Genomic DNA, 25,044 nt, shown 5'->3' on the forward strand with positions numbered 1-25,044 from the left:
TTAACAAATGGTAGTAGGAGATTTCGCCATTGAACTAGATACAGTCGTAATCGGAGCTGGACCTGGAGGATACGTTGCTGCAATTCGTGCCGCAGAAATGGGTCAAAAAGTTGCGATTATCGAACGTGAATACATCGGAGGCGTTTGTTTAAACGTTGGATGTATTCCTTCAAAAGCTTTAATTGCTGCTGGACATCATTACCAAGAAGCACAAGATTCTTCAACTTTTGGTGTAACAGCTAAAGGAGTCGAATTAGACTTTGCAAAAACACAAGACTGGAAAGATAACACAGTTGTTAAATCATTAACAGGCGGCGTTGGCATGTTATTGAAAAAACACAAAGTGGAAATTATTGAAGGCGAAGCATTCTTCGTTGACGAAAATACATTGCGTGTTATTCACCCAGACTCAGCACAAACTTACTCATTCAATAATGCTATTGTAGCAACAGGTTCTCGTCCAATTGAAATCCCAGGATTCAAATTTGGCGGACGCGTGTTAGATTCTACAGGCGGTTTAAACTTAAAAGAAGTTCCTAAAAAATTCGTTATTATCGGTGGCGGTGTCATCGGTGCTGAATTAGGTGGCGCTTATGCTAACTTAGGTTCAGAAGTAACAATTTTAGAAGGTAGCCCATCAATTTTACCAACTTATGAAAAAGATATGGTTAAAGTTGTCACAGACGACTTCAAGAAGAAAAACGTAACAATCGTGACTTCTGCAATGGCTAAAGAAGCTGTTGACAATGGCGATAGCGTCACTGTTAAATATGAAGTTAACGGAAAAGAAGAAAGTGTTGAAGCAGATTACGTAATGGTCACTGTTGGACGTCGTCCAAACACAGACGACTTAGGCTTAGAACAAGCGGGCGTTGAAATTGGCGAACGTGGTTTAATCCCAGTTGACAACCAAGGACGTACTAACGTGAAAAACATCTTCGCAATCGGCGACATCGTACCAGGTGCTGCGTTAGCGCATAAAGCAAGCTACGAAGCAAAAATTGCTGCTGAAGCAATTTCTGGTAAGAAAGTTGCAGTTGATTACAAAGCAATGCCAGCTGTTGCCTTTACTGATCCAGAATTGGCAAGCGTTGGTATGACTGTTGCAGAAGCAAAAGAAGCGGGAATCGAAGCAAAAGGCTACAAATTCCCATTTGCTGGTAACGGCCGTGCAATCTCTTTAGATAAAACTGAAGGATTCATGCGTTTAGTTACAACTGTAGAAGACAATGTCATCATCGGTGCACAAATTGCCGGTGTCGGTGCAAGTGACATGATTTCTGAATTAGCTTTAGCTATTGAATCTGGCATGAATGCAGAAGACATTGCTTTAACAATCCACCCACACCCATCATTGGGCGAAATTACTATGGATACAGCTGAATTGGCTTTAGGTTTACCAATTCATATTTAATAGTATCACTTTGTCGCACGACAGATATAATGCGCCTTTTGCACTTGTTGCATTAGCCACAGCAAGAGCAAAAGGTGTAAAAAAACAACGACTTCTCGGAGTCGTTGTTTTTTTATGCTCTGTTCTTTCTTTTACGGTATTTAAGAGGTGTTTCACCCGTTTCTTGTTTAAAGATCCGGACAAAATAGCTATCTTCAACAAACCCTAAATCTTCACTGATTTGGGCAATTGTTTTATCTGTCTCCAAAAGAAGCTGTTTAGCCCATGTGATTTTTAATTGTCGATAAAATTGACTAAAGGGAATACCAAACTCCTCTTTTAATAAACGACTTAAATACGTCGGTGTCAAATGAACAAGGTCTGCCAGTTCTTGTAAATTTAAACGCAGCGCTTTGTTTTCCCAAAGGGCATCTAAAACCGGTTGTAATTGCTTATTTTTAGTTTGATAGGCACTTGAAGGAGTTAATTGAGCAGTTAATAAAGTTTGTTGAATATCTTTTTGGATCATAGTCAATGGCTCCAGCTCTTCTTTTCGCGAACTAATCTGTAAGGATTGTTTGTACGTATTGATTAAATAATCTTTTTTGATGGCTTCAGAAATAATATATTGGCTTAAATCTGCGATTAATGTCGCGCTCTTTTCTAAGTCTGCTAGTTCTAAAACAGGGTATTGTTGATACAGCTCTTGGTGTGTTACTAAAAATTCTTGAATGAAGGCATCATTCATGGTTAAAACCTGTTCTAACTCTTCTTGGTGATCTTCGAGCAAAACTTCACCAGCCATAATGGCTCCTACATACTGGTCATCAACAATAATGGGAATGGCCATATCAACGATATTAAAGTGACAACGGTAGATAAAAGGCTGACCAGTGCGAACGGCTTCCAAGCCACCACGAGCATCACATTTTTCACAAAGTTTCGAGAGCTCAGGGGAGTGACGTACCAGTTGGCAAAAGGGTTGAACTTGACTATGTTTCGTCACAGGACGACCTTTATAATCGACTAAAATAATGGCTAAACGAGTGCTTAAGGCTAATGATTCTTGCAATTTTTCCCACTTTTCTAAATCTAAAATATTTTTTAATTCTACAGTCATAAGGCAATCCTTCAATCTAAAGTTTAAAAATCATAATATTTTATTATTTCACAAAATAATTCTATCATTTTTTGCAAGAAAACGATACCAAAAGTTCAATGCTTTTTGGATGAAAGCGTTTTATACTATGTATGTAAACAAAATATAGGAGGCTATCAACATGAGAAAAGCATTGATTTTACCAACGAAATATGTTCAAGGGGAAGATGAATTACTAAACTTAGGTTACTTCGTTTCAACTTTTGGAAAAAAAGCGTTACTAATTGCAAATCCTGCTGACGTTGATCGTGTACGTCCGCAATTGGAAGAAACAGCGAAAAAGTTTGACATTACCTTCGTAGAGGGCGGCTTTAGTGGAGAAGTAACGCGTGAAGAAACAAAGCGCTTGCAAAACGTTGGACAAAAAGAACAAGCAGACTGTATCATTGGTTTAGGTGGCGGTAAAGCAATCGATGCTTCAAAAGTCGTAGCAGAAGGTGAAAACTTAATTATTGTACCAACGATTGCGGCTCAAGATGCACCAACTTCGCATTCAGCTGTACTATATCATGAAGATGGCTCATTTGATGATTATGCTTACTTTAAACAAAGTCCAAGCGTCGTGATGGTTGATACAAAAGTGGTTGCCAAAGCGCCAACTAGATTTTTAGTTGCTGGAATGGGGGATGCCTTATCCACATATTTTGAAGCACGCGCAACACACAATTCATATTCTCGGGTTAATGCTAGTTTGCCCATGGGTTCAAGAGAAGGCTTAACGCCCGCTGCTAGCGGCACATATGCAGCTTTGGCCATGGCAAAACTTTGCTGGGAAAACCTACAGGAAGATGGGTTAAAAGCGAAATTAGCTTGTGATGCAAACGTGGTTACTGAATCATTGAATAAGATTATCGAAACAAATATCTTACTTTCAGGCTTAGGTTTTGAAAGTGGCGGTTTAGCTGCAGCGCATGCGATTCATAACGGTATGACAGTCTTACCTGGTGCGCACAGTTATTTACATGGTGAAAAAGTAGCCTTTGCAACAATTGCACAACTTGTATTAGAAGATGCAGCAAAAGACGAATTAGAAGCTGTTTTAGACTTTAGCGCTTCTGTAGGTTTACCATTAACGCTTTCAGATATTGGTGTCGATGAAATCACTTATGAAGAAGCGTTAGAAGTAGCCAAAATTGCTTGCATTCCAGAAGAATCAATTCATTCAATGCCATTCCCAATTGTCGTTGAAGAAGTAGCGAATGCAATCATTGTTGCAGATAAAGTCGGACAAGAATATAAAACAAGACATAAATTAGATTAAGGAAGTGTCCACATGAAAGCAGATATTTTACTCGTTTCACATAGCAAAATGATTACAGATGGTATTAAAGAGATGATTGAACAGATGAACGCCAGTGAAGAAATTACAATTCATTCACTTGGTGGCACATCAGATGGTTCATTAGGTTCAGATCCAATGAAAATCATTGACACGATTAACGAAGCGGACTCTGACCGAGAATTTTTAATTTTTGCCGATTTAGGCAGTGCCGTTTTAAGTTCAGAATTAGCTTTTGATATGCTAGAAGAAGACCAACAGAAACATTATCATTTAGTCGATGCCCCATTGGTTGAAGGTGCCTTTGCGGCAGCAATTACTGCAGGTGTCTCAGATGATTTGACGCAAATTTTAGCAGAAGCTCAAAATGCTGGTAAGAAAGGGTGGAACTAAATGAAAAAAATTATTAATGAACCTGGTAAAATTGTTGAAGAAATGCTCCAAGGAATTGTGAAAAGCTATGGAAACCTTGTTCATCAAGTCGAAGATTCTCGCGTGATTGCTCGCAACGACTCAAACAAACAAGTTGGGTTAGTATCTGGTGGTGGAAGTGGTCATGAGCCTGCACATGCTGGGTTTGTTGGTGATGGAATGTTAAATGCCGCAGTTTTAGGTGATGTCTTTACTTCACCAACACCAGATCAAATTTTAACAGGGATCCAAGCGGCAGACCAAGGGGCCGGTGTTCTGTTAATCGTAAAAAATTATACAGGCGATATTTTGAACTTTGAAATGGCCAAAGATATGGCTGATATGGAAGACATTCATGTAGAAATGGTCGTTGTCGATGACGATATTGCTGTCGAAGATAGCACCTATACCGCTGGAAAACGCGGCGTTGCCGGGACTGTTCTTGTCCATAAAATTTTAGGACATCATGCCCGCCAAGGTGCTTCTTTAGAAGAGCTCGTTTCTTTAGGAGAAAAGATTGTAGCAGCCACGAAAACAATTGGAGTGGCTTTAAAAGCAGCCACTGTGCCTGAAGTTGGCAAACCAGGTTTTACTTTACCAGAAGATGAAATTGAATTTGGCGTAGGGATTCACGGAGAACCAGGCTATCGTCGTGAAAAAATCCAACCATCGAAAGAGTTAGCGAAAGAATTAGTTGAAAAAACATTAAGTAGCTATGAACAACAACCACAAACAGTGGGGGTACTTGTCAATGGCATGGGCGGCACGCCATTAATGGAACAATTTGTATTTATGAACGACGTGCTAACATTATTAGAAGATAAAGGTGTTCAAGTGACCTTCCATAAAGTGGGTAACTATATGACGTCTATTGACATGCAAGGTTTATCTTTAACGATGATTGATTTGGCGACAAAAGACTGGCAAACAGCGCTAGAAAGCAATGTAACAACAATTTCTTGGTAAGGGTGATAAAAGATGGAATTAACAGTAAAAGACATTCAAACATGGTTAGATAATTATTCAAAAGTTATTGAAGAAAAAAAAGACTATCTAAGTGAGTTAGACACGCCGATTGGTGATGGGGATCATGGCAACAATATGGCTCGTGGTATGGCTGAATACAAAATTGCGTTTGACAAAAAAGTACCAACAACAATCACGGAGACATTTAAAGTCCTATCCATGGCCTTGATTTCAAAAGTTGGCGGAGCTTCTGGTCCTTTATATGGTACTGCGTTTATGAATATGACTAAAGCGACAAAAGATTTGGAAACCATCAGTTCGCCAGAGCAATTAAAAGAAATTGTTCAGCAAGGTCTAGCTGGGATTCAGATGCGCGGCAAAGCTGAACCAGGAGATAAAACGATGGTTGATGTCTGGGCACCTGTTGCTGAAGTAATTGGAGCGGAACAATTTAATGAAGAAAAAATTGAACAATTTGCTGAAGCAACAAAAGATTGGGTGGCGAAAAAAGGACGTGCCTCTTATTTAGGGGAACGAGCAATTGGTCATATTGATCCAGGAGCAGCATCTAGTGCATTATTATTTGAAGAACTAGTCAAAGTAATCAATCAATAACAGTGAGAAAAAAGTTTAGCAAGTGCCTCTCTTGAAGCGCTTGCTAAACTTTTTTATAAATAATGGTTTCTTTTGTTTATCTATGGGATAATTTAAGTAACAAAAAATAACAAAGATAGACCAATGGGGGATTTAAAGATGAAAAAGCATGTGATTGTGGGATGTTTATTAATCGTTAGCTCAATGTTTGTAAGTGCTTGTGGAAATTCGTCAGACGTGACCACGGAAAAAACCAGTGTCACAAAACAAGTCGAAGCTACGGGACAAAGCACATCCTCTTCTGTAGACCAAACCAAGTATGATGCCATTATTACAGAAGCTAAAAAGTTAACGGCAGAGGGGCAATATAAAGAATCAGAAGAAAAATTAGCTACGATCCCTATTAGCGATTTAGGGAAACCACACTATTCGATCGTTAAAGAAACGGTTGAGAAACTAAATAATCAAAATAATGAAGGCTTAAAAAGACAAGAAGAAGTCGCGGTTGAAAAGCAAACGAAGTCGAGTCCGGCACCAACGGAATCACTTAAACCAATTCCAGATGAATTTGCTAAATGGGCAACCACGTATCTTTTTTATTATCCACGAGGAGATCAAAAGCAAGCGGGTTTAATCATTGAAGCGAATGGAGCGGTCACGCAGACGAATACGAATGGCGAAATTTACACAGGAAAAGCCGAAATAAGTGGAGCTTCGGGCACTATTTTAAGTTATGATACGACTAGTTATCGCCCGACGACCCAACCAGCTACAAAATCGATTACTCCAAATGTTAAAATCACTGTTACTTGGAACAATGGCGGCGGTGTTGATGTTTATTATGGCTACGTTTCTTATTCACAACGTTTAGCTTTGACAGATGGTATCGCCGTGACAGACGGGGTCAAAGAAGTTTGGCTTTCATAAAAAGAGCTAGACATTCAAGCAAAAACTTGAATGTCTAGCTCTTTTGTTGATTGAATCGGGGGATATAAATACTTAGTTTCGATAAGAACGAACGGTATTGTTAATAGCGGAAATACTATATTTTAATTCATCTTCTAACGTTTGATCAATGTCTGTGTCTAAAGTTGCTGCAAACATGGCTTCATATTCAGCGATAGAAAGTTCTGTCCGATTATCCAGCAGTGCTAAATGAGTTTCTTTTTGTAAATGATTTTGATAACCAGCTACTAATTCACCAGTGAAAAATTCAGCGACAGCACCAGAACCATAACTGAATAACCCAATTTGATTGCCTGCGGTTAAAGTCGTTGCATTTTCTAAAAGGGAAATGAGTCCCAGATAAAGTGAACCCGTATACAAGTTTCCTACGCGACGACTATAGATGATGCTTTCTTCATAACGAGCTAAAATTCGTTCCTGTTCTGCTTCAGTTTGGTCGGAGATTTTTGCTAATAAGGCTTTTTTGCCCATTTTTGTGTAAGGAATATGGAACGCTAAAGCATCATAATCTGCAAAATCAAGACCGGTCCGTTTTTTATGTTCATCCCAGACTTGGGCAAAAGATTGGATGTAGGTTTCGTTTGACAAAGGACCATCGACCATAGGATACGGATGGCCTGTTGGACGCCAAAAGTCATAGATATCTTGCGTCAGCATCACATTATCCTCTTTTAAAGCCAAGATGCGCGGTTCACTAGCAACTAACATTGCAACCGCCCCAGCTCCTTGTGTAGGCTCACCGCCAGAATTTAAGCCATATTTTGCAATATCTGCCGCTACGACCAAGACTTTTTTATCTGGATGTAAGGCTACGTGATTCTTAGCTAACTGTAAGCCTGCTGTTGCTCCGTAACAAGCTTCCTTGATTTCGAAAGAGCGAGCGAAAGGTTGAATCCCCATTAAACGATGTAGGACAACTGCGGCCGCTTTTGACTCATCGATACTGGACTCAGTCCCGACAATCACCATATCAATGGCCTCTTTATCTTCTTTGGTCAAGATCGCTTCTGCGGCATTGGCTGCAAATGTCACAATATCTTGGCTGATTGGGTTCACCGCCATTTGGTCTTGCCCAATACCAATATGAAATTTTCCAGGGTCTACATTTCTGGCTTCAGCCAGTGCCGTCATATCAATATAATAAGGGGGCACAAAAAAACTAATTTTATCAATCCCAATTGTCATTTCTTTAACTCCTTTACGATAAATAGATTCATTATATAAAATAGCACGAAATGAACCAAAATGGGGAATTTTTGTATTAACTTCATAGATTATTAAAAAATATCTTATAAGTCTGTTAACATTCAGTAATTGGCACTTGTGATTCTGGGATTTTATGATATATTTCAAGATGGAGGTGCATTTAGTTGAAAACAGTAGTTATTATTGATGCATTACGAACACCAATTGGAAAATATAAAGGCAGCTTAAGTCAAGTAAGTGCCGTAGACTTAGGAACACATGTTACAACACAACTTTTAAAAAGACATTCCACTATTTCTGAAGAAATTGATCAAGTAATCTTTGGAAATGTTTTACAAGCTGGAAATGGCCAAAATCCCGCACGACAAATAGCTATAAACAGCGGTTTGTCTCATGAAATTCCCGCCATGACGGTTAATGAGGTCTGCGGATCAGGCATGAAGGCCGTTATTTTGGCGAAACAATTGATTCAATTAGGAGAAGCGGAAGTTTTAATTGCTGGTGGGATTGAGAATATGTCCCAAGCACCTAAATTACAACGATTTAATTACGAAACAGAAAGCTACGATGCGCCTTTTTCTAGTATGATGTACGATGGGTTAACAGATGCCTTTAGCGGTCAAGCAATGGGCTTAACTGCTGAAAATGTTGCCGAAAAGTATCATGTAACCAGAGAAGAGCAAGATCAATTTTCTGTACATTCACAATTAAAAGCAGCTCGAGCACAAGCAGAAGGGATATTCGCTGACGAAATAGCCCCCTTAGAAGTATCAGGAACGCTTGTGGAGAAAGATGAGGGGATTCGCCCTAATTCGAGCGTCGAGAAGCTAGGAACGCTTAAAACTGTTTTTAAAGAAGACGGTACTGTAACAGCAGGGAATGCATCAACCATTAATGATGGGGCTTCTGCTTTGATTATTGCTTCACAAGAATATGCCGAAGCACACGGTCTTCCTTATTTAGCTATTATTCGAGACAGTGTGGAAGTCGGTATTGATCCAGCCTATATGGGAATTTCGCCGATTAAAGCCATTCAAAAACTGTTAGCGCGCAATCAACTTACTACGGAAGAAATTGATCTGTATGAAATCAACGAAGCATTTGCAGCAACTTCAATTGTGGTCCAAAGAGAACTGGCTTTACCAGAGGAAAAGGTTAACATTTATGGTGGCGGTATTTCATTAGGTCATGCGATTGGTGCCACAGGTGCTCGTTTATTAACGAGTTTAAGTTATCAATTAAATCAAAAAGAAAAGAAATATGGCGTGGCTTCTTTATGTATCGGCGGTGGCTTAGGACTCGCTATGCTACTAGAGAGACCTCAGCAAAAAAAAAACAGCCGATTTTATCAAATGAGTCCTGAGGAACGCCTGGCTTCTCTTCTTAATGAAGGCCAGATTTCTGCTGATACAAAAAAAGAATTTGAAAATACGGCTTTATCTTCGCAGATTGCTAATCATATGATTGAAAATCAAATCAGTGAAACAGAAGTGCCGATGGGCGTTGGCTTACATTTAACAGTGGACGAAACTGATTATTTGGTACCAATGGCGACAGAAGAGCCCTCAGTGATTGCGGCTTTGAGTAATGGTGCAAAAATAGCACAAGGATTTAAAACAGTGAGTCAACAACGCTTAATGCGTGGACAAATCGTTTTTTACGATGTTGCAGACCCCGAGTCATTGATTGATAAACTACAAGTAAGAGAAGCGGAAATTTTTCAACAAGCAGAGTTAAGTTATCCATCTATCGTTAAACGGGGCGGCGGCTTAAGAGATTTGCAATATCGTGCTTTTGATGAATCATTTGTATCTGTCGACTTTTTAGTAGATGTTAAGGATGCAATGGGGGCAAATATCGTTAACGCTATGTTGGAAGGTGTGGCCGAGTTGTTCCGTGAATGGTTTGCGGAGCAAAAGATTTTATTCAGTATTTTAAGTAATTATGCCACGGAGTCGGTTGTTACGATGAAAACGGCTATTCCAGTTTCACGTTTAAGTAAGGGGATCAATGGCCGGGAAATTGCTGAAAAAATTGTTTTAGCTTCACGCTATGCTTCATTAGATCCCTATCGGGCAGTCACGCATAACAAAGGGATCATGAATGGCATTGAAGCTGTAGTTTTAGCTACAGGAAATGATACACGCGCTGTTAGCGCTTCTTGTCATGCTTTTGCGGTGAAAGAAGGTCGCTACCAAGGCTTGACTAGTTGGACGCTGGATGGCGAACAACTAATTGGTGAAATTTCAGTTCCGCTTGCTTTAGCCACGGTTGGCGGTGCCACAAAAGTCTTACCTAAATCTCAAGCAGCCGCTGATTTGTTAGCAGTGACGGATGCAAAAGAACTAAGTCGAGTAGTAGCGGCTGTTGGTTTGGCACAAAATTTAGCGGCGTTACGGGCCTTAGTCTCTGAAGGAATTCAAAAAGGACACATGGCTCTACAAGCACGTTCTTTAGCGATGACGGTCGGAGCTACTGGTAAAGAAGTTGAGGCAGTCGCTCAACAATTAAAACGTCAAAAAACGATGAACCAAGACCGAGCCTTGGCTATTTTAAATGATTTAAGAAAACAATAAAAAAACAGTTCAGCAGAAATTATTCTGCTGAACTGTTTTTTTTCACATTAGGTAGCCGTTTCAGGCCACGAATCGGTTTTACTTTTAAGACATCTAAGAAGAAAGTGAACACAGGGATTCCTACAATAAGTCCCCATACACCAAAGAGACGCTCGCTAACTAATAAAATGACAAACGTATAAAAGATTGGTAACTCTGTTTTACTAGACATGAATTTAGGATTTAGCACGTAAGATTCAAATAAATGGACGATTGTAATTAAAGCTAAGATATAAATCACATCGTTCAAGCCACCTTGGGAATAAGCGATGAAACTTAGCGGAATGCAGGAAATAATCACACCAGCAACTGGGACTAAGCTCAAAATGAAGATCATAATGGCTAAACTAGGTAACTGAGTAAAGCCGATTATCGCCAAGGCCAAAGTAGTAATGACTGTGTTCACCACAGCAATGAAAAACTGAGCTTCCATTACGACACCAAATGTGTTGACGAACTTGTTGGCGAAATAATAGATATCCTGAAAAAACCAATCAAAATCACTTTTTAAAAATAACTTAGAAAAATCGGCCATTTGCTTCTTCTCAATCATAAAGAAGAAACTTAAAATAAAGGACATGACAAATGATAAGCCGACAGCGCCAATATCTTGAATGTAGCGTAAAATCATTGAAGCGCCATTCTGGAGTTGAGAGAGTAAGTTAGATTTTTCCAAGTATTGATCAATAAATTGCAATACTTGATTTGTATCTGTATGTGGACTTTGATAAAAATCAACTACAGAATTAATCATTTGAGTCGTTTGGTTAACTAGAACGGGAACATATTTAGTAATCGCTAGATAGATTAGAAAAACAACCAATGCATAGGTTAAGAGAACGATGACAATCGTCGGGATTTTCATATAGCGTTGAACAAAATGGACCAAACGAACAGCTAAATAGGTAAAGATAAATGTTAAAAGAATGGTTGTAATCATACTTCTGGATAAATAAAGCACAAAAATAATCAAAGCAAGGACGCAAAAACGTCGCAAACGTTCATTTTGAATAAATTTTTGATACAAACTCATAGGGGAAACTCCTTCTTTACTGAATAATCAATCCTGTTAAGAATAACATAACCATACCGATGGCAGCTAGGCCGCAAACAATAATATGGCGGCGTTTGTACATCACTACAATGGCGATGAACTCTCGAATAAACGCGTTAGGTAAAAAATAAAAAGCGGTTTTTGCACCAATGCCATCAGCTTTTAAGCCAGCCATTCGAGCGAAAAGACCCGCTCGGAAAAGGTGATAATTGTTTGTAGTAAAAATGGCTTGGAAATTAGCATTTCCAAAATCCTCAATCATTGTTTCTTTGGAAAAACGCATATTTTCTAGTGTGTTTTTTGAATGAGCTTCTACTAAAATATCATCATCAGGAATACCTTGTGTCAAAGCATACATTTTCATCGCGACACTTTCAGGAAGTAATTCATCGGGACCTTGGCCACCAGACATGACGATTTTTGGTGGATTTAACGTTGCGCGATTTTGAGCCTTGTAAAATTGAATGGCTTTGTTGATGCGGGCTTGCAATAACGGCGGCACAATCTCACCATTGATTAACCCCGAACCTAACACAACAATATAATCCTGTGTATATTTTGGCTGATTAAATTGATACAACGTAGAAACAGTTAAAAAATTATAAAAAACAAACGCGAAATAAGTCAAAATAAATGGCGCAATAGTTAAGGGTAAGGAGAGCCAAGTTGGTAACAACGATTGAAAAAAGAAATTATAAATTAATAGTAATGTTAAGCCAATTGCCAGCAACAACGTCAACAAGTTCCCTAGAGACCGACCTTCTTTTCTCATAACAACGACCGCATTCCAATAGAGGAAAATAATTAAAGCATAGATTCCTAGAGCCAAAGCAATTAAAATAGCTAGAATTGCAATAATTGCTAAGGTTATTAAAAAGTAGTTGTTTGTACGAATCGCAGTAATCCCTAAATAAGTCGCTAGAACCACAAGAAAAATATTAAATAATGTTCCATTCAGTAAACGCCTTTTTTCTTTGAAATAGAAGAGCGCAAACAAGCCAAAAAAAGCAATGGGGATTAAAAAGAAGGCTGTACCACGAATGATTTCTAAATATAAAACATATGAGAAGAACATAAAGACAGTCCAGCCAAACATCCACGGCAACCAATCGTGTTCTTTTTTCTTTTTCCGCCACGAGGGAATGAAAAAGAGACCCAATAAATAAACACCTAAAAAGGTTAAATCACCATAAAATTGCATAAATAAACTCCTTTAAAACATTTTTCCTCTTCAGTATAACGAAAACTCTTCAAAAAAAATAGAGGAAGCACTTAGTTTCAGAAAGTTTTCTTGTTCTTTTTTTTATAAAAAAAACCTGACGATTAACGTCAGGTTTTTGAGTCAGTATTGTTTAATTAAGCTTTAGTAACGTTAGTTGCTTGAGGGCCACGTTGACCTTCTTCGATTTCGAAAGTTACTGCTTGACCTTCTTCTAAAGTTTTGAAGCCGTCACCTTGGATAGCTGAGAAATGTACGAATACATCGTTTCCGTTTTCTGCAGTGATGAAGCCAAAGCCTTTGTCTGAGTTAAACCATTTTACTGTACCTGTTTCCATAATAAATATCCTCCTAGATGTGTGTTATAACACATTCATATTTTGCAATTACTTGAAAGGTGAAAAATGTGGAAGATGTTTATTTGAAACAGCTACCCATATTACCGAACAAAAACTACATCTATTACTATAGCATACTAACTGGTTTTTGTATAGCGATAACCTTATTTTCTTTTTTATCGGATGTTTTTTAAAAACTAGAAAGTGAAGATAAGGCTGTTATAGTGCTGTTTCAATAAGACTCAGAAAAAAAGCCCATTGTAAGGCGCTTTCTTACAATGGGCTTTTTGCCTGTTTTTAATAACGGAGGATAGCCGCTAAAGATTTTTCATCTGGTGCAGCTTTTTGGTCTAAAACAAAAACTTGACCGCCGTTTTGAATGACTTGGTAAGCAATGGTGTTTAAAAGTTTGCGACGATCGTACTCTTCAGATGACATTTCATTGTTTTCAGTAACAAAGAGTGACGTTGCAATAAAAAGATGGGAAATTTTGCCGTCAGCTGCCGCTGGCGAAATATCTGTAAATTGATCTAAGAATTTACGATCTAGTAAATTGTTATAAGAAGCTGTTTCTTTTTCTGTTAACTCTGCAGCTATTTTTTCACTAGCGCTGCGGATATCTTGAATGGTTGCTTGTGCAGGTGAAGCAGCAACTGAAATTGAGCAATCATAATAAGGGTTTTTAGCAATCTTTTTAAAGAGTGTTTGGTTTTCTGGTAAAGCATAAAGATAAAGCGGTAATTTTTCAGGATTATCCAGTTGATCTTTTAAGAAAGTATCGACTGCTTGATAGTAGTTCACCCAATCAATTTCAACTTCTTTATCTTTAGTATTGATGCTATGATAAGCGACACCTTCTTTAGAACCGTTAGAACTACCTTGAGTTGAAAAGTTTAAATTACCCCCCGTTAATTCATCACCTAAAGCTGTAACCACGTCTGTTGGTGCATCTTTAGGCAATTCAACAGGAGTCACAGTCGTATGATCGACCTTGTAAAGTTTCATTGAATCGCGATTTAGAGCAAGTAGGTAATAATGGTAGTTAAATTGTTTGTCTTTGACTAGTCCAAGTAAATAAGGAATCGTGTCCACGTAATATTGATCGTCAACGGGCACATCTAATCGTTGAACAAAGGTGTTTTCTGGAGATAAGATGATTGAAACACTTGCTGTGCCGTTGCGCCAGAAGGAAGCATCAGCTAGAAGTGCGTCAATTTTTTCTTGAAAAACGGCCCATTTTTCCTCAGGAAATTTTTTTTCAAAGCGTGTTTTTGCCGCTTTTGCAAAATTTTTCAAAACAAGCGAATCTTTTTCTACGTTTTGATGAGCGACATGGGTGTTAAACAAGAAAGTAACAAACGGTCCATGAACTTCTTCAGAAAATAATGTTGATAAGCTATCTTTTTTTTGATTTGCCATAATAAAATCCCCCTTCTAAAAGTAAGTGTAGCACAGGAAATCGAATGTTTAAAACAATATGTTCAATAAAAGAAAACGCTTTAAAGAATCTAAATAAAGGACTGTTAATGGTGCTCTAATAAAAGTTTTATAAAAAATATAGCTGAAACTCATGATAAAAAAGGCACAAACCACTATACTTACGTTATGCCAATTATCCCGAATTGGTTTTTTCATACTTACTCCTACCAAGAGTAAATAACAACCTTCATTTCCACCACAGACGACGGTCGTGGTGGTTTTTTTGTTTAGGTTCTAGTTTTTGCTATTAATTGACTAGGAGTAGTGAACGCTCTTTAAGAATTTGTCATTTCAAATTTACGGAACCGCAAGAAACGATTTGCTTCTTCCTCTAACTGAGTAATTTCTTCTTCTGTTAACTCTTCCGTAGTAATCTGAATATGTAACTCTTTTTGTGTGCTTGTCATAGGTGCCTGATGATTGATCTCTGTTTGTTGGGTGCGGCCCATTAAATAGTCCAAGGAAACAGAAAAATAGTCTGCTATTTTTAAAAGATTCTCTACTTTAGGCGAAGAGGTATCCCAACGACGAATTTGTCCATTGGAAATGCCGACGTTTCTTTCTAATTGGGCGAGGGTTAATTGCTTTGACTGAGCTAATTGTTTAATGCGAGAAATTAAGGTCATTTCAAGTCCTCCTTGCGTTTTCCGTTTGCTAATTTTAAATTAGCGTAAAAGCGAATGGTTGTCAATTGCGAGCGTGTAATAAGAAGGTGAACATCTCATGAGTGATTTTTTAGAAAATTTCCGATGAAAAAAAGAAGAAATAGAGTTATTATTAGTAAGTAAACTGTTTTGGAGCGAGAGGGGATGAATCAATGGAGAAAATTAAAAGTTACCAAGAGGATTCTGAAGTGCAGAAAAATCGTTGGTGGATCTTAGTTTCTGTGGCTATGTTTACCTTCATGTCTACATTAGATTCCAGCATTGTAAATATTGCTTTACCGACTATTTCAAAAGAAATGTCCGTACCCATGAATCAAGCGGAATGGGTCGTATCTATTTATTTAATGGTTGTCTGTGCTTGTTTATTATTATTTGGAAAAATTGGCGACAGTTTTGGAAAAATAAAAGTTTATCGAATTGGCACGGTTATTTTTACGATTGGTTCGTTACTTTGTGGCTTTAATCAATCGCTGAGCTTTCTATTATTTGCGCGAGTCGTTCAAAGTATTGGTGCTAGCATGACCATGGCGACCAATTCAGGAATTATTACGGAAGTATTCCCTTTAAATGAAAGAGGGCGGGCGCTTGGTGCAGTAGGTGCCTTTGTCTCTTTAGGCGCGATTGCTGGTCCTGGGATTGGTGGATTGATCTTATCAAACTTTTCTTGGTCGTATATTTTTTGGATTAATGTTCCCGTGGGGCTAGTTACAATTTTAATTGGCGAAAAGTTTCTACCAAAAGATATTACAAAAACAAAAGAAAAAATCGATTTTCCTGGATTTGCTTGTATTGCCATTGCAATTATGACGTTCTTCGGCGGGATTTTCCTCGGGCAAGAGAGTGGGTTTGGCTCGTTACAGTCCTATTTATTGTTCATTATTGCAGTAATCGCACTAGGATTATTTATCATGGTTGAACGAAAACGAAAAAGTCCACTTATCAAGTTCGCAATTTTTAAAAACAAAATTTTTACTTTAAGTTTATTGTCCGCCGTTTTAATTTTTGCCTCAAACTTTTTTGTAAATGTTGTCATTCCATTTTATTTGCAGGATGCACGCAAACTAAGTGCTAGTTATGCTGGTCTATTAATGATGGTATTTCCGTTATTAATGGTGGTTGGGGCTCCTCTGAGTGGCTATTTGACGGATAAAATTGGCCCAGGTATTTTAACATTTGGCGGATTGTTGCTCTTGTGCTGTACGTCGTTAATGTATATGTTTTTAGATATGAATTCGCCCATCTGGTATTATGTCATTGCAACAGCCATTATGGGCTTGGGAAATGCACTTTTCCAGTCTCCAAACAATACAATGGTTATGAGCAGTGTTGAAAAGCAAGATTTAGGTGTAGCAGGAAGTATGAATTCTTTTGCTAGAAACTTAGGAATGGTTATTGGGATTGCGTTGTCAACGACCATTTTATATCGTGGCATGAGCGAAGCCTATGGTGAACGAGTAACCACGTATCTGGCTAATCGCCCAGATATATTTATTGTGGGAATGCGTGAAACCTTTTTTGTCGCCTTTCTATTATGTGTGGCGGCCTTTATATTAACGATTTTACGTTTTCGGAAAACAACCAAATAAGTAAAAAGAAACAGACGAGAAAGATCCATGATTTTTCTCGTCTGTTTCTTTACTAGCTAAGAAAATAAGCAAATGCGATTGTATATTTCTAATTCTCTGTTACAATAAAGAAAGTAAACTGTACTAAACTGTACTACTTTTAAGAATGGATTTGACGATTAATTATCATAAGAGTGTGTAGAAAATACCGTAGGAGGAATACAAATGGAACTGATAGGACATGGACATTCATGTATTGAAATTCGTCTAAACGACGGCACGAACCTTTTATTTGATCCTTTTATTAATGGCAACCCTTTAGCGGACGTTTCACTTGCAGATTTACACCCTGATTACATCTTAATCACCCACGGACACAGCGATCATATTGGCGATATGCTAGCAATTGCTCAAGCCAACAAGGCAACGATTATTGCGATAGCTGAAGTGGCTACGTATGCGCAGTCGCAAGGGGTAAAAGCGCATGGAATGAATCTAGGTGGGCGTTATGTCTTTCCTTTTGGTTCGGTTAAATTTGTGCCAGCTTTGCATAGTTCCGGTTATGAAATAGACGGCGTAATGACCTACATGGGCGAAGCAAGTGGGATTATTTTAGAAGCAGAAGATAAAAAAATTTATCACGCTGGTGATACGGCGTTGTTTTCAGATATGCGCCTTTTTGCAAAAGACAAATCCATTGATGTAGCGTTCTTACCAATTGGCGATAATTATACGATGGGACCAGAGGATGCGCTAGAAGCAGTCTCTTACTTAAATCCCAAAATAACCATTCCAATTCATTACAATACCTTTCCTGTTATCCAACAAAATCCAGCAATATTCGTAGAGCAAGTAGTTGGCGGGAAAGTATTAAACCCAGGAGAGACGATCCTAGTTTAGGAGGAAATTATGGCGACGAAACATGATCAAATTTTAAAACATATTGAAGAATTACCGATTGGCGATCGAATCTCTGTTCGAAGCATTGCCAAAAGTTTAAGTGTTAGTGAAGGAACAGCGTATCGGGCCATCAAAGATGCAGAAAATATTGGGCTTGTTTCCACCATTCAACGTGTTGGTACGATACGAATTGAGCGTAAGTTAAAAAAACATATTGAAAAATTAACATTTGGTGAAGTGGTCCGGATTATTGAAGGGGATGTGTTAGGCGGTAGCTCTGGTCTAGACAAAGTCCTTAATAAATTTGTAATTGGTGCGATGACAGAAACCGCAATGACGCGATATATTACTCCAGGCTCCTTAATGATTGTTGGTAACCGTCAAGGCGTGCAAAAGCTTGCTTTAGAAAATGGGGCAGCCGTTTTAATTACAGGTGGATTTGAAACATCTGAAGAGATTGCGCAGTTAGCAGATCGTCTGGGTATGCCTGTCTTGAGAACCACATATGATACATTTACTGTGGCTACTATGATTAACCGTGCTTTAAGTGATCAGCTGATTAAAAAAGACATTTTACTCGTCAGTGATATTTATACAGCGCTTGAAAAAACCAATTATTTATTGACAACTCAGACGATTGCAGATTATCAGGCATTATCTGAAAGTACCCATCATTCTCGTTTCCCAGTAGTAAATAAGAAATTACGTTTAGTGGGGATTGTCACAGCCAAAGATGTCATTGGTAAAAGTGAACATTTAACCGTGGATAAAGTCATGACAAAGGATCCCAATGTTGTGAAAAAGATGATGAGTGTAGCGAGTGTCAGTCACCAAATGATTTGGGATGGTCTAGAAGTCATGCCGGTGGTGGAAGATGATTTAGCGCTTGTTGGAATTGTTTCTCGCCAAGATGTGATGAAAGCCATGCAATTGGTGCAACGACAACCACAAATTGCAGATACAATTTCAGATCAAATTTCCGGGGAAGTGATGCCTGTTGAAGAAAATGGCAAAGAAACAACCCGTTTTCGTTTTTCGGTTGCGCCCCAAATGGTTAACAGTGTTGGTACCATCTCGTTCGGTGTCCTAAGTGAAATTATTTCTAACGTGACACAACGAACAATGTTGATGAATCAAAAAAGAAATGTACTAATTGAACAAGTGAATCTACATTATTTGCGGCTAATCCAGTTGGAAAGTGAATTGGACATTCGTCCACGTATTTTAGAAATTGGTCGTCGCTCTGCAAAATTAGATATCGAAGTTTATTTAGAAAATGTCATTGTGGCAAAAGCAATTGTTGTTTGCCAAGTGATGGAGAGAACGTAGGAGGCTACAAAGAATGGACGTAGTAAAAGAAATTATGGCAGCAATTAAACAATATGAAACAATTATTATTCATAGACATCAAAGGCCCGACCCAGATGCGATTGGCTCACAGGTTGGGTTAGCAGAACTCTTAAGAGCGAGCTTTCCTGAAAAAAATATTTATCAAGTAGGCGGACCAGTGGAAGGCTTAGAGTTTTTAGCTGAAATGGACGTTATTACTGACGATGTCTATCGAGGTGCATTAGTCATTGTAACAGATACTGCAAATGCTCCACGAATTAGTGATGCGCGTTTTTCTTTAGGCGATCAATTAATTAAAATCGATCATCATCCGAATGATGAACCTTATGGAGATTTAGTTTGGGTGAATACAAATGCAAGTAGTTGTAGTGAAATTATTGTTGATTTTTGGCAACAGCATTTAGCAGAATTAACGATGACAGATAATGCAGCTCGTTTATTGTATGCTGGGATTGTGGGGGATACAGGACGTTTTCTTTATCCTTCCACTTCGGCGCATACACTCGCTGTCGCTGCGCAATTGCGTACGTTTAACTTTAATGCCGCAGACTTAAATCGTGAGTTAGACCAAATGCCTTTAAAGGTTGCTAAATTAGCGGGTTATATTTATCAAAATTTAGAAATCGACGCAAATGGCGCTGCTCGTGTCGTTTTACCACAAAGTATTTTAAACAGTTATGATATTGTCGATTCTGAAACGGCAGCTATTGTTTCAATGCCAGGAAAAATTGAAGATGTTCTCTCATGGGCAATCTTTGTTGAACAGCCGGAAGGTTATTATCGCGTTCGGTTACGTTCCAAAGGACCCATCATTAATACAATTGCTAAAAACCATCATGGCGGCGGCCATCCTTTGGCAAGTGGCGCTAATGCACGTGATGCGGCTGAAATTGAAGTGATTTACCAAGAAATCCAAGCAGCTTGCCAAGAGTGGGCTCAAAAATAAATAAGTAATTAGAAAGTAGTTATCGGTCGTTGATAAATCATTCGGACTACTTTTCATTCACTAGAAAATAAGGTAAAATGAAAAAGAATTATTTTTTACAAAGGAGAACGTTAATGACAGAGCAATTACCAAACTGCCCTGAATGTGGGTCGGCATATGCCTATGAAGATCGCGGATTATTTATTTGTCCAGAATGCGGTCATGAATGGTCACCAACAGAAGAAGTTGCAGAAGAAGGCTTAGTAGTCAAGGACTCAAATGGCAATCTTTTAGCGGATGGTGACCGTGTTACTGTAATCAAAGATTTGAAAGTTAAAGGTGCCAGTGGCGCAATTAAACAAGGCACAAAAGTGAAAAACATTCGTTTAGTGGAAGGCGATCATAACATCGACTGTAAGGTAGATGGCTTTGGTCCAATGAAGTTAAAATCAGAGTTTGTTAAGAAAAATTAAATTTCATTTGAATGATGAGACAGTAAGAGTCTAGGACACAACCATCGTCCTAGACTCTTACTAATGTTTATCGGTCTTGTATTTTATCATTGTACGAAGGCCGTGCCAAGCGTTGTAAAGTGTGAGGATTAACCCGATACCTAAAGGAATCCATAACCATTGCGGAGAATAAGCGGCATCTTTTAACGTTTCAGGGTTGATGGTCCATGATTCTTGCAATACTTGGAAACTAAAAACCATGAGAAATGTTGAAATAAGTAACAAAATAAACCGTAAATAATGAATCGTTGTTTGACGGTGAATCAGTGCAAAGAGTAAGTAGAGCACAAGTAAGAATAGCGGCACTCCAAACGCAAAATATGGCTGTAACATGAGAACGTCCTCCTTTTTCTTAATGATACTGCAAAGGAGAGGATTTGCAAAATAAAATTTATTGTTGGTACATTTTTTTAGAAACAAGTATAGTGTTATTGAGGCATTCATACTTGAAATTGTTTATCTTGGAGGAATTTTTATGGCAGTATATAGCGAACCAATTAAATGGGCAATCATTATTTTCCCGTTTCTAGCATTTTTTATTTCTGGGGCATTATTAATCTATGAATACCGCAAATATGGTTCATTTGTTTGGACACGAGCAATGATTTTGTATTCATTTGTTTTTTATTTATTATGTGCCTATTTCTTGGTGATTTTACCTTTGCCATCTCGGGCAGAAGTGGCTCAATACACAGGACCAACAATGGAACTGCGGCCTTTTCATTTTATTTCAGGGATTTTAAACGAAACTGTTTTTTCGCTCAAAGATCCTAGTACGTATTTGCCAGCATTAAAACAGCATGCCGTTTTAGAACCACTGTTTAATGTTTTATTAGTTTTACCTTTTGGTGTGTATTTACGGTATTATTTCAAATGTTCATTTTTAAAAACAGTTCTTGCGAGTTTTTTATTGTCATTATTTTTTGAATTAACACAGTTATCTGGCCTTTATTTTATTTATCCACGTTCGTATCGCCTGGCGGATGTCAATGATTTAATTAATAATACCGTCGGAGGCATGGTCGGTTATTGGTTGACGCCACTCTTTACCTTTTTATTGCCAACAAGAGAAGAAATTGATGCCACCTCTTATGAAAAAGGTCAGACAGTTAGCCTGTTAAGACGTTTCTTTGCATGGGGGATTGATTGGTTGGTGATTGGCTTTGTGCAAGGCCTGCTCGTTTTTGGACTAAATTTCATTCCAGCTTATAAAAATTGGGCAACCAATTATCCGATTTTTTCAGATCGGATGTGGTTCTTTATCATGGTGTTTGCGGTCTTTATCGTCATGATGAAACTGACAAATGGTCAAACGTTAGGTAAAAAAGTTGTTCGCATTCGGGTGGTTGAAACAGGACATGAAAAAATTCGTTTAAAAGCCTTGTTTGTTCGCTATGGTTATTTGTATTTTGTGTATGGTTTAATTAGTATTTATCTAGCTAATGCCACTGATTTATTGAATTCTTCTAATCGGATGTTGCAAATGGTGTCGTTGCTTCTGTATTTGTTCTGTTTAATTTTATATTTACTATTTTTGATCAACGTTTTGTTAACCTTGATTCGTAAAAAACGGCGTTTGTTTTATGAAAAAGCCAGCCATACTTATACAGTCAGTACATTAGAAGTTGCGAAAACAAAGGAATCAGCAGGTGAGTAAAAGTTGTTTTTGTGTTATAATGCCAAAGTGCATAAAGAATTTAACGAGAAGAGGTGAGGCAAGTGCCTTCATTTAAACAATTTCAATTTCAACCTTTTATCAACGAAGCACTCGCAGAAAAAGGGTTTGAAGAACCAACAGAAGTCCAAGAAAAATTAATCCCAATCATTAAGAAAGGGAAAAGTGTTATTGGACAATCGCAAACAGGAAGTGGAAAGACGCATACTTTTTTACTTCCATTAATGGATAAAGTTAAGCCAACTATCGACGAAGTACAAATTGTGATTACTGCGCCTAGTCGTGAATTAGCCAATCAAATTTATCAAGAAGCGCAGCAACTGGCTCGTTTCAGTCAACCAGAAATTCGAGTGTCAAATTTTGTTGGCGGAACAGATAAACAACGTCAATTAAATAAATTAAAGCATCAGCAACCTCATGTGGTGATTGGTACACCAGGGCGTATTTTAGATATGATGAATGAACAAGCCTTGAAAGTGCATACGGCTTTTGCCTTTGTTGTCGATGAAGCAGACATGACATTAGATATGGGCTTTTTAGCAGAAGTCGATCAAATTGCTGGTCGTTTGCCAGAAAAATTACAAATGCTCGTTTTTTCTGCAACCATTCCAGAAAAATTACGACCATTTTTAAAAAAATATTTAGAAAATCCAGTGATTGAACATATCAAACCAAAAGCAGTTATTTCAGAAACAATTGACAATTGGTTGATTTCCACCAAAGGAAAAAACAGCAATCAAATAATTTATCAATTATTGACTATCGGGCATCCTTATTTAGCGATTGTTTTTGCAAATACTAAACAAAGAGTTGATGAAATCACCGATTACTTAAAAGATCAGGGCCTAAAAGTTGCCAAAATTCATGGAGACATTACACCACGCGAAAGAAAACGTGTGATGCGTCAAGTTCAAAATCTTGACTACCAATATGTGGTAGCTACTGATTTAGCCGCACGTGGGATTGATATTGAAGGGGTTTCACATGTCATCAATGCAGAAGTTCCACATGAATTGGACTTCTTTATCCATCGGGTTGGCCGCACAGGACGTAATGGATTGAATGGAACTGCCATAACATTATATTCACCAGCGGATGATGAAGCGATTACTCAGATTGAGCAGTTAGGTGTTTCTTTCAAACCAAAAGAAATTAAAAATGGTGAGATTGTAGAAACGTATGATCGCAATCGTCGAACAAAACGAGAAAAATCTCGAGAAGAATTAGACCCAACGTTAATTGGTTTAGTGAAAAAGAAAAAGAAAAAAATTAAACCAGGATACAAGAAAAAAATTAATTGGGCAATTGAAGACAGCAATAAGAAAAAACGTAAAATTGAACGTCGTCAAAAAGATCGTTCTGCTAGAAAAGCAAAAAAGAATTCTTCTAACTAACATTGTTGTGGATTATTTAAAGTAAGGGACGAGAATCGTGAAGATTCTCGTCCCTTACTTTTTTATATGATAAATATTTAAGTCACTTTTAAAATAATCCTTTTTTTAAAGTGACTATTGCTAAAAGTAGAGAAATTTACCAATTAATTGTAAAGATTTTTGTTAAAAAACATCAAAATGTTGGTGTTTAGAACCAACATTTTGATGTTTTCTCGAGAAAAAAATAATAAAATTACAGATTTTTTGGCGAGTTTTAGCAAAAAGTAGGAAGTTTCGGCACTTTTTTTGTTAAAAAATCAGCTTTATTAGTTGATATTAAAGGAAATTCATTTTTTTTTACGGAGGATAAAAAAATTTTACACACAAAAAAAATCATTTTCTAATATAATATAAATAACCACCAAAATAAAGAATAAAGGAGCGAAGAGAGATGAAGATAAAAAGGTGTTTATTAACCAATCGATGGAGAAAACACGCGATTTGGTAACGTAGTTTGATTGGTGCGTTTAGTTATTGGTAGCAGAAAGAGTTCTAGGAGGAAAGAAGAAATGAGAAGGATTTTGGTATTAACAAAGAACATTTTAGTTGAGCAAACATTTCAGCAGCAATTACAACATTTAAATTATGAAGTCTTTTGTACGAACTGCTGTGAAGAAACTATAGAACATGAGTTAACTTTTTTTAATTATTTTGATGCAATTGTATTAAGCGAAACACTTTCTCAGAACGATTGCTTGAGATTATTAGGAAGTCTTTCCTCGTTAGAGAAGCCGATTTATCGACGTTCACAATCGATGTGCAATAAACGTGAAGCGGAGATTTGGCAGGAAAGAGGTATTATCCGGTGGTTAGGCCTCAAAGATTCATTGGAAGATATTCGTGAAAAAATTGACACGGTCGATCAAAGTTTTGCCGAAGTAACAGCCGAGCTACTTGATGACCAAGTAAAAAAGATTCGCTTTACAAAAAACGAGCAACGCTTTTTAAAAATCTTGTATCAGCATGCCCACGAAGGGTTGGATCGTGATCAAATTTGTCGCTTGCTTTGGCAGAAAGAACCAGATGCTTCTACAAAATCGCAGCTGTCTTTCGTATGTAAACGAGTGAAACAAAAATTTAGTGATGCAGGCATGAATGAAGAGATTATTACAACCTCTTGGGGAAAAGGGTATCAAATAAATGAACAAATTTTGCCTTATTTAGAGCAAACGTTGTTTGAAACAGCTTAGTAAGGAAAGATTCCTACGAAAACAATTGACTTTTTAGCAGATCTTTCTTATACTTTTGACTATAAGCTAAAGGATATGAGGAATCTTATTTTGATCACAGAAAGCCGTTCATTGCTGAGAGAAGGGCATCAGATAAATTTACTTGCTCCC

The 25,044-nt window shown here is 37.7% G+C and carries 23 protein-coding genes; 15 read left to right on the forward strand and 8 right to left on the reverse strand.

Going from position 1 to position 25,044, the window contains the following annotated elements; translation table 11 throughout:
• Nucleotides 1-7: 7 nt before the first annotated feature.
• On the forward strand, nt 8-1,414 hold the full coding sequence (gene lpdA, locus IGL07_RS06390; RefSeq protein WP_002357765.1) for a dihydrolipoyl dehydrogenase: 1,407 nt from the start codon (nt 8-10) through the stop codon (nt 1,412-1,414).
• Nucleotides 1,415-1,526: 112 nt separating this feature from the next.
• On the opposite strand, the gene IGL07_RS06395 is transcribed toward lpdA, so the two are convergent.
• Nucleotides 1,527-2,513, reverse strand: coding sequence for a PocR ligand-binding domain-containing protein (locus tag IGL07_RS06395; RefSeq protein ID WP_010817245.1), 987 nt, complete (start codon nt 2,511-2,513; stop codon nt 1,527-1,529).
• A gap of 160 nt (nt 2,514-2,673) precedes the next feature.
• Between IGL07_RS06395 and IGL07_RS06400 the strand changes: the two genes are divergently transcribed.
• The 5 genes from IGL07_RS06400 (at nt 2,674) to IGL07_RS06420 (ending at nt 6,729) form a co-directional block, all read left to right on the forward strand.
• Complete coding sequence (locus IGL07_RS06400) at nt 2,674-3,813, forward strand: glycerol dehydrogenase (protein WP_002363858.1); 1,140 nt, start codon at nt 2,674-2,676, stop codon at nt 3,811-3,813.
• Nucleotides 3,814-3,825: 12 nt separating this feature from the next.
• Entirely contained in the window at nt 3,826-4,224 is a 399-nt protein-coding gene (gene dhaM / locus IGL07_RS06405) for a dihydroxyacetone kinase phosphoryl donor subunit DhaM (protein ID WP_002357762.1), read from the forward strand.
• On the forward strand, nt 4,225-5,208 hold the full coding sequence (gene dhaK / locus IGL07_RS06410) for a dihydroxyacetone kinase subunit DhaK (RefSeq protein ID WP_002357760.1): 984 nt from the start codon (nt 4,225-4,227) through the stop codon (nt 5,206-5,208).
• Nucleotides 5,209-5,220: 12 nt separating this feature from the next.
• A complete protein-coding gene (gene dhaL / locus IGL07_RS06415) occupies nt 5,221-5,823 on the forward strand; it encodes a dihydroxyacetone kinase subunit DhaL (RefSeq protein WP_010817246.1) in 603 nt (200 codons plus the stop codon).
• A 123-nt stretch (nt 5,824-5,946) separates the two neighbouring features.
• Nucleotides 5,947-6,729: a hypothetical protein gene (locus tag IGL07_RS06420; protein ID WP_025189519.1), complete on the forward strand. Its 783-nt coding sequence runs from the start codon at nt 5,947-5,949 to the stop codon at nt 6,727-6,729.
• Nucleotides 6,730-6,801: 72 nt separating this feature from the next.
• On the opposite strand, the gene IGL07_RS06425 is transcribed toward IGL07_RS06420, so the two are convergent.
• Entirely contained in the window at nt 6,802-7,953 is a 1,152-nt protein-coding gene (locus tag IGL07_RS06425) for a hydroxymethylglutaryl-CoA synthase (protein ID WP_010817248.1), read from the reverse strand.
• 185 nt (nt 7,954-8,138) lie between these two features.
• Here IGL07_RS06425 and IGL07_RS06430 point away from each other — a divergent pair, with 185 nt between their 5' ends.
• Nucleotides 8,139-10,550: a hydroxymethylglutaryl-CoA reductase, degradative gene (locus tag IGL07_RS06430; RefSeq protein ID WP_010817249.1), complete on the forward strand. Its 2,412-nt coding sequence runs from the start codon at nt 8,139-8,141 to the stop codon at nt 10,548-10,550.
• 19 nt (nt 10,551-10,569) lie between these two features.
• Here the strand turns inward: IGL07_RS06430 and IGL07_RS06435 are convergent, their stop codons facing one another.
• The 5 genes from IGL07_RS06435 to IGL07_RS06455 all read right to left on the reverse strand — a co-directional run bounded on the left by IGL07_RS06435 (nt 10,570) and on the right by IGL07_RS06455 (nt 15,305).
• The gene (locus IGL07_RS06435) at nt 10,570-11,622 is read right to left on the reverse strand and encodes an AI-2E family transporter (protein ID WP_002357754.1); all 1,053 of its coding nucleotides are present in this window, start codon (nt 11,620-11,622) and stop codon (nt 10,570-10,572) included.
• A gap of 16 nt (nt 11,623-11,638) precedes the next feature.
• A complete protein-coding gene (locus tag IGL07_RS06440) occupies nt 11,639-12,844 on the reverse strand; it encodes a YdcF family protein (protein ID WP_010817250.1) in 1,206 nt (401 codons plus the stop codon).
• Nucleotides 12,845-12,999: 155 nt separating this feature from the next.
• Entirely contained in the window at nt 13,000-13,200 is a 201-nt protein-coding gene (locus tag IGL07_RS06445) for a cold-shock protein (RefSeq protein WP_002357750.1), read from the reverse strand.
• 297 nt (nt 13,201-13,497) lie between these two features.
• A complete protein-coding gene (locus tag IGL07_RS06450; protein ID WP_010817251.1) occupies nt 13,498-14,619 on the reverse strand; it encodes a baeRF6 domain-containing protein in 1,122 nt (373 codons plus the stop codon).
• 335 nt (nt 14,620-14,954) lie between these two features.
• On the reverse strand, nt 14,955-15,305 hold the full coding sequence (locus IGL07_RS06455) for a helix-turn-helix domain-containing protein (protein ID WP_002377642.1): 351 nt from the start codon (nt 15,303-15,305) through the stop codon (nt 14,955-14,957).
• Nucleotides 15,306-15,496: 191 nt separating this feature from the next.
• Here IGL07_RS06455 and IGL07_RS06460 point away from each other — a divergent pair, with 191 nt between their 5' ends.
• The 5 genes from IGL07_RS06460 (at nt 15,497) to IGL07_RS06480 (ending at nt 20,557) form a co-directional block, all read left to right on the forward strand.
• A complete protein-coding gene (locus tag IGL07_RS06460; protein ID WP_002369482.1) occupies nt 15,497-16,930 on the forward strand; it encodes an MFS transporter in 1,434 nt (477 codons plus the stop codon).
• A 204-nt stretch (nt 16,931-17,134) separates the two neighbouring features.
• Nucleotides 17,135-17,809, forward strand: a complete 675-nt coding sequence (locus IGL07_RS06465) for a metal-dependent hydrolase (protein WP_010817252.1) — start codon at nt 17,135-17,137, stop codon at nt 17,807-17,809.
• A gap of 9 nt (nt 17,810-17,818) precedes the next feature.
• A complete protein-coding gene (locus IGL07_RS06470) occupies nt 17,819-19,138 on the forward strand; it encodes a DRTGG domain-containing protein (RefSeq protein ID WP_002357743.1) in 1,320 nt (439 codons plus the stop codon).
• Nucleotides 19,139-19,151: 13 nt separating this feature from the next.
• Nucleotides 19,152-20,105, forward strand: a complete 954-nt coding sequence (locus tag IGL07_RS06475; RefSeq protein ID WP_010712398.1) for a DHH family phosphoesterase — start codon at nt 19,152-19,154, stop codon at nt 20,103-20,105.
• A gap of 113 nt (nt 20,106-20,218) precedes the next feature.
• Nucleotides 20,219-20,557 (forward strand): zinc ribbon domain-containing protein YjdM, encoded by a 339-nt coding sequence (locus tag IGL07_RS06480; protein WP_010817253.1) that lies wholly within the window; start codon nt 20,219-20,221, stop codon nt 20,555-20,557.
• A 60-nt stretch (nt 20,558-20,617) separates the two neighbouring features.
• Here IGL07_RS06480 and IGL07_RS06485 read toward each other — a convergent pair whose 3' ends face one another.
• Entirely contained in the window at nt 20,618-21,016 is a 399-nt protein-coding gene (locus tag IGL07_RS06485) for a hypothetical protein (RefSeq protein WP_002382283.1), read from the reverse strand.
• A gap of 55 nt (nt 21,017-21,071) precedes the next feature.
• Between IGL07_RS06485 and IGL07_RS06490 the strand changes: the two genes are divergently transcribed.
• The 3 genes from IGL07_RS06490 (at nt 21,072) to IGL07_RS06500 (ending at nt 24,894) form a co-directional block, all read left to right on the forward strand.
• Nucleotides 21,072-22,253 (forward strand): VanZ family protein, encoded by a 1,182-nt coding sequence (locus tag IGL07_RS06490; protein ID WP_002377637.1) that lies wholly within the window; start codon nt 21,072-21,074, stop codon nt 22,251-22,253.
• A gap of 53 nt (nt 22,254-22,306) precedes the next feature.
• Nucleotides 22,307-23,665: a DEAD/DEAH box helicase gene (locus IGL07_RS06495; protein WP_002385937.1), complete on the forward strand. Its 1,359-nt coding sequence runs from the start codon at nt 22,307-22,309 to the stop codon at nt 23,663-23,665.
• Between the two features lie 548 nt (nt 23,666-24,213).
• Complete coding sequence (locus IGL07_RS06500; protein WP_010712401.1) at nt 24,214-24,894, forward strand: helix-turn-helix domain-containing protein; 681 nt, start codon at nt 24,214-24,216, stop codon at nt 24,892-24,894.
• Nucleotides 24,895-25,044 lie beyond the last annotated feature (150 nt).

It is taken from the genome of Enterococcus sp. DIV1368f (assembly GCF_051712245.1).
GTDB classification, from domain to species: Bacteria; Bacillota; Bacilli; order Lactobacillales; family Enterococcaceae; genus Enterococcus; species Enterococcus faecalis.

Bases quoted from the DNA above. Each gene is read 5' to 3' on its own strand.
- lpdA (WP_002357765.1), top strand. From the start codon at position 8: ATGGTAGTAGGAGATTTCGCCATTGAACTAGATACAGTCGTAATCGGA.
- IGL07_RS06395 (WP_010817245.1), bottom strand. From the start codon at position 2,513: ATGACTGTAGAATTAAAAAATATTTTAGATTTAGAAAAGTGGGAAAAA.
- IGL07_RS06400 (WP_002363858.1), top strand. From the start codon at position 2,674: ATGAGAAAAGCATTGATTTTACCAACGAAATATGTTCAAGGGGAAGAT.
- dhaM (WP_002357762.1), top strand. From the start codon at position 3,826: ATGAAAGCAGATATTTTACTCGTTTCACATAGCAAAATGATTACAGAT.
- dhaK (WP_002357760.1), top strand. From the start codon at position 4,225: ATGAAAAAAATTATTAATGAACCTGGTAAAATTGTTGAAGAAATGCTC.
- dhaL (WP_010817246.1), top strand. From the start codon at position 5,221: ATGGAATTAACAGTAAAAGACATTCAAACATGGTTAGATAATTATTCA.
- IGL07_RS06420 (WP_025189519.1), top strand. From the start codon at position 5,947: ATGGGGGATTTAAAGATGAAAAAGCATGTGATTGTGGGATGTTTATTA.
- IGL07_RS06425 (WP_010817248.1), bottom strand. From the start codon at position 7,953: ATGACAATTGGGATTGATAAAATTAGTTTTTTTGTGCCCCCTTATTAT.
- IGL07_RS06435 (WP_002357754.1), bottom strand. From the start codon at position 11,622: ATGAGTTTGTATCAAAAATTTATTCAAAATGAACGTTTGCGACGTTTT.
- IGL07_RS06440 (WP_010817250.1), bottom strand. From the start codon at position 12,844: ATGCAATTTTATGGTGATTTAACCTTTTTAGGTGTTTATTTATTGGGT.
- IGL07_RS06445 (WP_002357750.1), bottom strand. From the start codon at position 13,200: ATGGAAACAGGTACAGTAAAATGGTTTAACTCAGACAAAGGCTTTGGC.
- IGL07_RS06450 (WP_010817251.1), bottom strand. From the start codon at position 14,619: ATGGCAAATCAAAAAAAAGATAGCTTATCAACATTATTTTCTGAAGAA.
- IGL07_RS06455 (WP_002377642.1), bottom strand. From the start codon at position 15,305: ATGACCTTAATTTCTCGCATTAAACAATTAGCTCAGTCAAAGCAATTA.
- IGL07_RS06460 (WP_002369482.1), top strand. From the start codon at position 15,497: ATGGAGAAAATTAAAAGTTACCAAGAGGATTCTGAAGTGCAGAAAAAT.
- IGL07_RS06465 (WP_010817252.1), top strand. From the start codon at position 17,135: ATGGAACTGATAGGACATGGACATTCATGTATTGAAATTCGTCTAAAC.
- IGL07_RS06470 (WP_002357743.1), top strand. From the start codon at position 17,819: ATGGCGACGAAACATGATCAAATTTTAAAACATATTGAAGAATTACCG.
- IGL07_RS06475 (WP_010712398.1), top strand. From the start codon at position 19,152: ATGGACGTAGTAAAAGAAATTATGGCAGCAATTAAACAATATGAAACA.
- IGL07_RS06480 (WP_010817253.1), top strand. From the start codon at position 20,219: ATGACAGAGCAATTACCAAACTGCCCTGAATGTGGGTCGGCATATGCC.
- IGL07_RS06490 (WP_002377637.1), top strand. From the start codon at position 21,072: ATGGCAGTATATAGCGAACCAATTAAATGGGCAATCATTATTTTCCCG.
- IGL07_RS06500 (WP_010712401.1), top strand. From the start codon at position 24,214: ATGAGAAGGATTTTGGTATTAACAAAGAACATTTTAGTTGAGCAAACA.